9 protein-coding genes are annotated in these 8,743 nt (G+C 70.8%); 8 read left to right on the forward strand and 1 reads right to left on the reverse strand.

Annotation, left to right across the window (positions count from 1 at the left end):
• Positions 1-16: 16 nt before the first annotated feature.
• The 3 genes from ABEB12_RS15905 (at position 17) to ABEB12_RS15915 (ending at position 2,650) form a co-directional block, all read left to right on the forward strand.
• A complete protein-coding gene (locus tag ABEB12_RS15905) occupies positions 17-667 on the forward strand; it encodes an HD domain-containing protein (RefSeq protein ID WP_345702857.1) in 651 nt (216 codons plus the stop codon).
• Positions 668-693: 26 nt separating this feature from the next.
• A complete protein-coding gene (locus ABEB12_RS15910) occupies positions 694-1,290 on the forward strand; it encodes a hypothetical protein (RefSeq protein ID WP_185059738.1) in 597 nt (198 codons plus the stop codon).
• A 178-nt stretch (positions 1,291-1,468) separates the two neighbouring features.
• Positions 1,469-2,650: an MFS transporter gene (locus ABEB12_RS15915; RefSeq protein ID WP_345702858.1), complete on the forward strand. Its 1,182-nt coding sequence runs from the start codon at positions 1,469-1,471 to the stop codon at positions 2,648-2,650.
• A gap of 556 nt (positions 2,651-3,206) precedes the next feature.
• On the opposite strand, the gene ABEB12_RS15920 is transcribed toward ABEB12_RS15915, so the two are convergent.
• Positions 3,207-3,830, reverse strand: a complete 624-nt coding sequence (locus tag ABEB12_RS15920) for a TetR family transcriptional regulator (RefSeq protein ID WP_221497589.1) — start codon at positions 3,828-3,830, stop codon at positions 3,207-3,209.
• A gap of 66 nt (positions 3,831-3,896) precedes the next feature.
• On the opposite strand from ABEB12_RS15920, the gene ABEB12_RS15925 reads away from it, so the two are divergent.
• From ABEB12_RS15925 to ABEB12_RS15945, 5 genes are read left to right on the forward strand one after another with little or no spacing between them, the layout of a single operon-like run.
• Positions 3,897-4,712, forward strand: coding sequence for an oxidoreductase (locus tag ABEB12_RS15925; RefSeq protein ID WP_185059735.1), 816 nt, complete (start codon positions 3,897-3,899; stop codon positions 4,710-4,712).
• 35 nt (positions 4,713-4,747) lie between these two features.
• Positions 4,748-6,010 carry an NADH:flavin oxidoreductase/NADH oxidase family protein gene (locus ABEB12_RS15930; RefSeq protein WP_345702859.1) on the forward strand — a complete coding sequence of 421 codons (1,263 nt, stop codon included), beginning with the start codon at positions 4,748-4,750 and terminating at the stop codon, positions 6,008-6,010.
• A gap of 5 nt (positions 6,011-6,015) precedes the next feature.
• Positions 6,016-6,792 (forward strand): hypothetical protein, encoded by a 777-nt coding sequence (locus tag ABEB12_RS15935; RefSeq protein ID WP_185059733.1) that lies wholly within the window; start codon positions 6,016-6,018, stop codon positions 6,790-6,792.
• Positions 6,789-7,655 carry an alpha/beta fold hydrolase gene (locus ABEB12_RS15940; protein WP_185059731.1) on the forward strand — a complete coding sequence of 289 codons (867 nt, stop codon included), beginning with the start codon at positions 6,789-6,791 and terminating at the stop codon, positions 7,653-7,655. Before ABEB12_RS15935 ends, ABEB12_RS15940 begins: the two co-directional genes overlap by 4 nt.
• A complete protein-coding gene (locus tag ABEB12_RS15945; protein ID WP_185059728.1) occupies positions 7,652-8,515 on the forward strand; it encodes an SDR family NAD(P)-dependent oxidoreductase in 864 nt (287 codons plus the stop codon). The genes ABEB12_RS15940 and ABEB12_RS15945 overlap by 4 nt, the downstream gene beginning before the upstream one ends.
• Positions 8,516-8,743 lie beyond the last annotated feature (228 nt).

Consider the following 8,743-nt stretch of genomic DNA (forward strand, 5'->3'; position numbering starts at 1 on the left):
GTAGGAGGAAGCGGCGGTGAACTGGGCGATCGTCGGGCATTCGGGTGAGCCGGCCGCCGGTCAGGCCGTGCGCGGCTACTCTTTCGGGTTTGTGGACCTCCACGAGGCTCGCGCGGTAGCGGAACGATTCGTCGGGCCGCTGGGTCGCCGTTGGCTCCACGTGCAGGCGGTCGCGCGGCGAGCCGAAGAGCTGGCCTCGGCGGTACCGGTTGAGCAGCGGCCGGTTCTGGTGGCGGCGGCGTGGTTGCACGCCATCGGGTACTCGCCGCGGCTTTGCCACACCGGGTTTCACCCGCTGGACGGCGCCCGCTACCTGCGTGCCGAGGGTTGGCCGCCGGTGGTGGTCAGCCTGGTTGCACACCATTCCGGAGCACGCTTCGAGGCCGCCGAACGCGGTCTCGCCCATACACTGCTCGCCGAGTTCCCCTACGAGGAATCACCGCTGCACGACGCGTTGACCGCCGCCGACCTCACCACCGGCCCCGGCGGCGAGCAGATGACCTATGAGGAGCGGATCAGCGACATCCTCGCCCGCTACGCGCCGCAACATCCGGTACGCCGCGCCGTGCTGCGCGCCGGTCCGGTTCTCGCCGTGGCTGGTGGCCGTCTTGTTCACAACCTGTGGGCAATCACCTTGCCCACCTGGCTGTCGCCGAACACCTGGTAGCTACCGGCATGGACGCTCAGCATGCGGTGACGACCGCAGTGCGCGAGTTCGGCTCACCGGCCACGATCGGACCGGCATTGCGGGCCGAGCTGCTGCGCCCGCACCTGCAACAGCTCAGCACCGCGCTGTTGCTGGTCGGCGCGGTGGTGGGGCTGGGGTGGCGCACCGTGCTCGACCACGCCCCGCCCATGCCGTGGTCCGTGCACACCCGCCCGGCCATCCTGCTCGCCCTGGACACCGGCGCCGAGTACACCGGCCCCGCCGCGCTCGGCCTGGCCGCGCTCGGACTGCTCCTGCTGGTCACCCCCACCCACCTACGGGCGCTGACCGGCTGGCGGCCGCACGGCCAGCGATGGGCCACCTACGCCAGCATCCGCTCTCGGAGCCCTCACCGTGGCGCAGGCGGCCATCTATCTCGCCGTGCGGGGCGCGCTCGCACCAGCCTCGCTGATCTGGCCGGCGGTCGTGTTGGCCGGGCTGCTCACGCTGGCGATCACACCCGCCGTGATACGACCGCTGCACGCGACCGCTTGCCTGGCCCGCGCGAGCTAACCCCGCCAGCGCCCAGCGGATTGGCTAGGACGCCTGGTCCACGTCAGGACGGCTCGCGCCCGGCCCGATGACAAGGTCGTACTGGTCACCAACCGCGAATGCGGGCGCTCCGGATTGACCGCCCGGGACGCGACGCGGGGGGCCGCTCGTTGAGCCGCGTTCGGTCAGCGATGCCAGGCTGTGGTCGTGCCAGCTGACAGCGCGTCCACCGAGCCCGCGCAGGGACGGCGTCCGTGGCTGACACGCGGTGTGACCGGGATCGGGACCGCGAGCCTGCTCGCCGATGTCGGCCACGAGATCCCCACCGCCCTGCTACCCAGCTTGGTCACCTCAACCCTCGGCGCCCCGGCCGCGGCGCTCGGGGTCATCGAGGGAATCGCCGACGGGCTCGCCGGGGGTGCCCGGTTCGTCGGTGGCGCGCTGGCGGACGATCCGATGCGGCGGCGCGCGGTCGCGGTCGGCGGATACACCACGACCGCGGTGTTGTCCTCGCTGATCGGTGTGGCCGGCAACGTCGTGCAGGTCGGGGTGCTGCGCGGCGCGGCGTGGGCGGCCCGCGGGCTGCGGGTGCCCTCCCGCAACGCCCTGCTGGCCGATGTGGTCCCAGCCGACGCCTACGGGCGGGCGTACGGGTTTGAACGCACCATGGACAACCTGGGCGCGATCCTCGGCCCGTTGCTCGCGCTCGGGCTGGTCGCGTCGGTGGGCGTGCGTACCGCCATCCTGATCTCGGTCATCCCCGGACTGCTGGCCGCGGCCGCGATCGTGTACGCCATCCGCCATGCCAAGCTCCCCAAGCAGGTCGAACGGCACCGGTTGCGCATCCACGTGCGCCTCGTGCTGCGCGGCCGGCTGGGCTGGCTGCTCGGTGCGTTCACCGCGTTCGAGGTCGGCAACCTCGCCGCCACCCTGCTCATCCTGCGCGCCACCGACCTCCTCACCCCGGCCCGCGGCGGCCAGGCCGCGACCGCCCTCGCGCTCGGCCTCTACACCGCCTACAACATCGCCGCCACCCTCACCTCCTACCCGGCGGGCCGGCTCTCCGACCGGCTCGGCTCCACCGGCCCACGCCGGGTCGTGGCCGGCGGGGCGGCCGCGTTCCTGGCCGCCTACCTGCTGTTCGCGCTCACCCCCGCCGCCGTGGTGCCGCTGGCGGTGGCGTTCGTGCTGGCCGGTATCGGCATCGGCGCCGCCGAAACCGGGCAAACCGCCGCTGTCGCTGCCCTCGCGCCCGACTACCTGCGAGGCTCCGCGTTCGGGATACTCGCCACCATCCAAGCCGGCGGGAACGTGCTCGCCAGCACCATCGCCGGACTGCTCTACACCCTCGCCTCACCCACCACGGCGTTCGTTTACGTCGCCGCCTGGATGCTCATCGCCCTGACCGGACTCACCCTGACCGGCCACCAAACCCCGCCAACCCCCAAGTGACAACTAGCGCCTGTATGTGACAGATATCGCCTGTAGGCACAGATCGCTCGATTGCGGGGGCCGAGGCGAACCCGCTGTCTTGCGTCAAATTTCTGGCAGATTCTGGGGAGTCCGTGCTTGTGGGTGTGTCTGGTTGGTCGTGCTTCCAGACCTTGATCGAGGACAGCGGGATCGGGGCTTCGCGGGCGGACACAACGCCGAGTAGCAGGCCGCCGAGTAGGATGCCGATGATCGGGCTGGCGGCCATGGCGGTAACGAATCGGGCTTGTTGGCGTAGCGCCGCGAAGCTGGCGTCTCGGCTGTAGCGGGCCTTGTTCAGCAAACCGCAGCGAGACCCCACCAGCGGAAACATCACGCCGGCCGAAGTCGCACACAGACTGTCAACAGACCTAGCCGCCTGGGTTCGTGCCGTTCGAGCGCGGCGGCAATCCGATCAACTCACCGGAAAGTGCCCTCCCAACGCGCCACGATGTGGTTCGCGAGCCGGGCTCCGATTTCCTCGCCCGGCCACTGCGCCGAGCGCTCGTCTCATTGAGGCGGGTGATGTCGCGTTCATTCATTCCGGCTCGTTGATGCCCAGTGCGGCCAGGGCGTTTCGGATTCCCTGTTGGAGCAGGTCGTCGGCGAGCTGTGGGTCGGCGAGGGCTCGGCTGAGCTGCAGTGTCCCGACCAGCAGGGCGATCGCGTTGAGTGTCCTGGCGCGGGCGGAGGGTGGGTCGTGCGGGGCGAGGCGGGCGGCGATGTCGTCGACGATGGTCATCAGGCCGTCGGTGTAGGCCTGTTTGACCGGGTGGGTGGATCGTCCGATCTCGTCGAGCAGGGCGGCCGAGGGGCATCCGTCGCTGGGGTGGTCGCGGTGCTGCGGGGAGAGGTAGTCGCGCACGATCTGCTCGACTCCGGCGCGGGTGGGTGGCCGGCCGCGGAACTGGGTGGCTTGCTCGCGTAGCTGCTCGGCGACCACGTTGGCCACCAGGTCCTCCTTAGAGGAAAAGTGGTGGTAGAAGGCGCCGTTGGTCAGTCCGGCGTCTTTCATCACGGTGGCGATGCCCGAGCCGTCGATGCCGTCCTGTTTGAACCGATGGCCGGCCACCTCGAGGATCCGCCGCTTCGTCGCCTGCTTGTGCTCCGCGCCGTACCGCGCCACACGCTCCTCCGCTCGCTCGTGCCCACCGCTTGCCATCCGACCGTTCTTTGTCTTATGGTAATAATATTACGACCATAATAGCAACTGGGATGGGGTCGGACGATGGCGATCGATAGGCCGGTGGCGCTGGTGACGGGTGCATCCACGGGGATCGGCCGGGCGGGTGCCCGCGCGCTGGTGGATGCGGGATACGAGGTGGTCGGCACCAGCCGTTGCGTCGCCGGTGTCGCCCCGCTGGACGGGGTGACGTTCATGGACCTGGACGTGGCCGACGACGAGTCGGCCACCGATGTGGTGGAGCGGGTGATCGATCGGTTCGGGCGGATCGATGTGCTGGTCAACAACGCCGGCATCGGCTCGGCCGGCGCCGCCGAGGAGCGTTCGCTGGTCCAGGACCGGCACGTGTTCAACGTCAACGTCTTCGGTGTGCTGCGTATGACCAGGGCGGTCCTGCCGCACATGCGCGCCCGGGGCGGTGGACGCGTCATCAACATCTCCTCGGTGCTCGGCCTGATCCCGGCGCCGTACGGGGCCGTGTACGCCGCTTCGAAGCACGCTGTGGAGGGGTACTCGGAGTCGCTGGACCACGAGGTCCGCGAGCACGGCGTGCGGGTGGTGCTGGTCGAGCCCGCCTACACCAAAACCGGCTTCGACGCGGGCGTCACCGAGCCCGACGGCCCGCTACCGGCCTATGCCGTCCAGCGACGCATCGCCGACGACGTCCTGAGCGCGGGCATCCGGGCGGGCGACGATCCAGGCGTCGTCGCCCAGGTGATCGTCAAGGCCGCCACCGACCCGAAGCCGAAGACGCGTTACACCGCCGGCACGACGGCGGCCCAGATCAGCTCACTGCGGCGCATCGCGCCGTCCCGGTTCTTCGACCGGCAGATCCGCAAGGTCAACAAGCTCGCCGGCTGAGTTCCGGCACCCGAGACGAAAGCGAGAAGCGCACCGTGGACAACGCCCTCGAACGAACCGGCCTGCACGATCCGCTGAGCCTGCCCTGCGGCCAGGTACTGCCCAACCGGATCATGAAGTCCGCGATGAGCGAAGCCCTGGGCACCCGGAGCAACGCACCCGATGGCCGTCTCGAACGCCTGTACACCACCTGGGGCCAGGGCGGTTACGGGCTGCTGGTGACCGGGAACGTGATGGTCGATCGCGGTCAGCTGGGCGAGCCGGGCAACGTGGTGATCGAGGACGAGCGCGACCTCGACGCATTGACCCGCTGGGCCAAGTCCGCGCACGACGGCGGCGCCCCGATCTGGATCCAGCTGAACCACCCGGGACGCCAGTCCAACCCGCTCGCGCTCGGGCACACCCCCGTCGCCCCCAGCCCGATCCCGCTCAACCTGCCCGGCGCGGCCACGCCCCGCGAGCTGACGCCGGTCGAGATCGAGCACATCATCGAACGGTTCGCCACCGCCGCGGTGGTGTGTGAAACCGCCGGGTTCGACGGCGTGCAGGTGCACGGCGCGCACGGCTACCTGGTGGCGCAGTTCCTGTCTCCGCTGGCCAACCGGCGCACCGACGAGTGGGGCGGCGACCCGGCGCGGCGGATGCGGTTCGTGCTCGAGGTCGTGCGCCGCATCCGCGCCCGGGTCTCACCCGGCTTCGCGGTCGGGATCAAGCTCAACTCGGCGGACTTCCAGCGCGGCGGGTTCACCGAGGACGAGTCCCGGGCCGTGGTGTCCGCGCTGGCCGGGGAAGGATTGGACCTGGTCGAGGTCAGCGGCGGCAGCTACGAGTCACCGGCGATGACCGGCTCGGCCGCCGCCAGCACCCGGGCCCGGGAGGCGTACTTCCTGGACTACGCCCGCACCGTGCGCGGCCTGGCCGGCGGCCTGCCGCTGGCGGTCACCGGCGGATTCCGCACCCGCGCCGCGATGCGGGCGGCGGTCGAATCCGGCGAGTGTGACGTGGTGGGCATCGCCCGGCCCACCGCGACCACTACCGACGCGGCGGACGCGATCCTGTCCGGACGCGCCGACGCCCTCACCGCCCACCAGTTGCGCTATAGCATGCGGCGGGTCCTGGGCAAGGTCGCCGACCTCAAGGCCCTCGACGGGCTGCTCGACATCGGCTGGCACGCCGATCAACTGCACCGTGTCGGCGCCGGCCTGGCCCCCGACCTGGAGCGGGGGCGGCTGGCCACCACGGTGGCGATGCTGCGTCGCAACGGTCGGGCGACATTCCGCCCGAAGCGCGGCCGGTGATCCCGGTGGCACCCGCCCGCGCCGGAGACTTCCTGACCATCGACGCCGTCGCCCGCCCCGCCGGGGGCGTCCTGCGCTGGAGACGCGCGGTGCGGGCCGCGCTGGCCGGCGGGCCCGGCGGGCTGCGCGCCGCCACCGTGAACCACACCAACAACGGCACGCACTCGATCGTGCCAAGAGTGATCCCCGGCGGATGCGCCCTGGTCGCGGCCTGGGACTCTCCCGAGGCCGCCGCGGCGGCCTGGCGCGGTCCACTATGTACCGCCCTTGAAGGCCGGGGCCGGTTCAGCCTCGACGGCGAGGTGGCCCGGGTGCGGCTGCGGGAGCAGAGCCACCGCTGGCACGGCTGGGCACCCTCGGCCACCGGCGCACAACCGCTCGCGGCCGACGAGCCGCTGGTGGTGGTCGTGCACGGCGTGCTGCGGCCCCGCCACCTGGCCGGCTTCCTGCGCAACAACATGCACGCCGCCAGCCGCGCCGCGCACCACCCCGGCCACCGCGGCAGCGTGGACATCTCATCCAAGCTGCCGTTCGAGCACACCTCGATCAGCCTGTGGAAGACCGTCGCCATGGCCCAGGACTACGCCTACGCCCCCGGCGGCCACGCCTACGCGATGAAACACGCGCTGACCGCCGACACCCACCACACCGGCGTCTTCCTACGGGTACGCCCGCTGGCCAGCACCGGAAGCCTCGGCATCGACACCCCGGCCTTCCCCGACCTGCCACCGGCCGACCGCGGCCGGCTCACCACCGAGACCACTCACGGAGTGAACCGATGACCAACGCCAAGGCACCCCTGGACGCCGCCACCACCAGTTGGCGGCACACCCCGACCAAATCGCTCGACGTCGGCGACACCACGTTCGTATACCGGGAGCTCGGACCCCGGAGCGAGACACCGCTGGTGTTGCTGCACCACTTCACCGCGGTGCTCGACGACTGGGATCCCCGCCTGGTCGACGGCCTGGCCGCGCACCGCCACGTGATCGCCTTCGACAACCGGGGGATCGGAGCAACCGGCGGCAAGGTCCCGCACACGGTCGCGGCGATGGCCGCCGACGCCTCCTCGTTCATCCGCACCCTCGGTCACGAGCAGGTCGACCTGCTCGGCTTCTCCCTGGGCGGCGCCGTCGCCCAAGAGGTCACCCTGACCAACCCGGACCTGGTGCGCCGGCTGATCCTGACCGGCACCGGACACCGTGGCGGCGGCGGGCTGACCAGAATGCCGCTGATCGTCGGGAAGGCGTACCTGCAGGCCGCGCTGACCCGGCGGGACCCGCGTTACTTCCTGTTCTTCAACCGCAACACCGCCGGCAGGCGGGCCGCGACCGACTACCTGACCCGCCTGCGCGAACGCACCGCGGACCGCGACAAGCCCATCTCCCACCAGGCACGCATCGCACAGCTGAAAGCCATCCGAGAGGCCGGGCTCGGCGAGCCGCACGACCTCAGCAAGATCACCCAACCGACGCTGGTGGCCAACGGCGACAACGACGCGATGGTCGCCACCAGCCAGTCCCGCGTGCTGGCCGAGCGCATCCCGAACGCACAACTGATCATCTACCCCGACTCCGGGCACGGCGGCGTCTTCCAGCACCACCAGCGGTTCGTGCCGGCGGTCCTGAAGTTCCTCGCGTCATGAGCTACGACCTGAACGGCCGCACCGTCGCGGTCACCGGCGCCGGCGGAGGCTTCGGGGTCGCGCTGGCCGAAGCACTGCGGGCCGAAGGCGCCCGCATCGCGCTCCTGGACCAGGACGCCGACCGCGTCCACGCCCAAGCCACGCGCCTCGGAGACACCCGAACAGCCCGCGGCTGGGCCACCGACGTCCGCGACCTGCACCAGCTGACCACGGTCATGAGCGAGGTCCGAGAACACTTCGGGTCCCTCGACGTGGCCATCGCCGCCGCCGGCGTCCTCGGCCCGGTCACCGCCCTGAGCGCCACCACCGACACCGACTGGGACCGGGTCATCGAGGTCAACCTCGGCGGCGTGTGGCGCACCTTCAAAGCCGCCGCACCACACGTCACCGAACAACGCGGGCACCTGCTGGCCATGTCCTCCATGGTCGGCTACATCCACCCGCCCATGCTCGGCGCCTACGCGGCCAGCAAGGCCGGCGTCTGGGCACTCTGCAACGCCCTACGGCTGGAACTGCGCACCAGCGGGGTCACCGTGGGCAGCGTGCACCCCATCATCTTCCGCACACCGATGATCAGGGACGCGCTCGACAACCCCGCCGCCACCGAACTCGTCAACGGCTTCAGCGGCGTCTTCCAAACCGTGCCGCTGCACACCGTCGTCGCCGACATCATCCGCGGCCTCAAACAACGCTCGGCACGCGTGATCACCCCACGCCGCCTCCGCGCCGCGGCCCTCGCACCCGGCCTCGCCCAAGCCCTCGCCGAACGCGCCTACTTCCGCCCCACCACCATCCGCCACGCGGTCGAACTCGGAGCCCTTGCCACCCCCAGGCCTGACCCGGCGAAGCCGACTGCCTGATCTTCTCCTTCAGAACCGGCCCGTTTCGCGTGGACCGGATCGGGACCCCGGTCGCGCACGCTGTACGCCTCGGTCAAGGATCGTCGCGGACGCTCGGGCTGCACCAGGTGGAGTTTCCTCCACGGCACTTGTGGCCGTCGAACACCGCTCAAGCCGGGTAGTGGACTAGTACTCCAGCCGCACTTCGTTATGTGAGTTGTAATCGGCGTTGGTAGTGGCTGGTTCGGG

This window comes from Actinospineispora eucalypti, from assembly GCF_039543365.1.
Taxonomy (GTDB): Bacteria; Actinomycetota; Actinomycetes; order Mycobacteriales; family Pseudonocardiaceae; genus Pseudonocardia; species Pseudonocardia eucalypti.

Excerpts from the sequence above, each read along its gene's own strand:
- ABEB12_RS15920 (WP_221497589.1), bottom strand. The coding sequence starts at position 3,830 with ATGGCAAGCGGTGGGCACGAGCGAGCGGAGGAGCGTGTGGCGCGGTAC.
- ABEB12_RS15925 (WP_185059735.1), top strand. The coding sequence starts at position 3,897 with ATGGCGATCGATAGGCCGGTGGCGCTGGTGACGGGTGCATCCACGGGG.
- ABEB12_RS15940 (WP_185059731.1), top strand. The coding sequence starts at position 6,789 with ATGACCAACGCCAAGGCACCCCTGGACGCCGCCACCACCAGTTGGCGG.
- ABEB12_RS15945 (WP_185059728.1), top strand. The coding sequence starts at position 7,652 with ATGAGCTACGACCTGAACGGCCGCACCGTCGCGGTCACCGGCGCCGGC.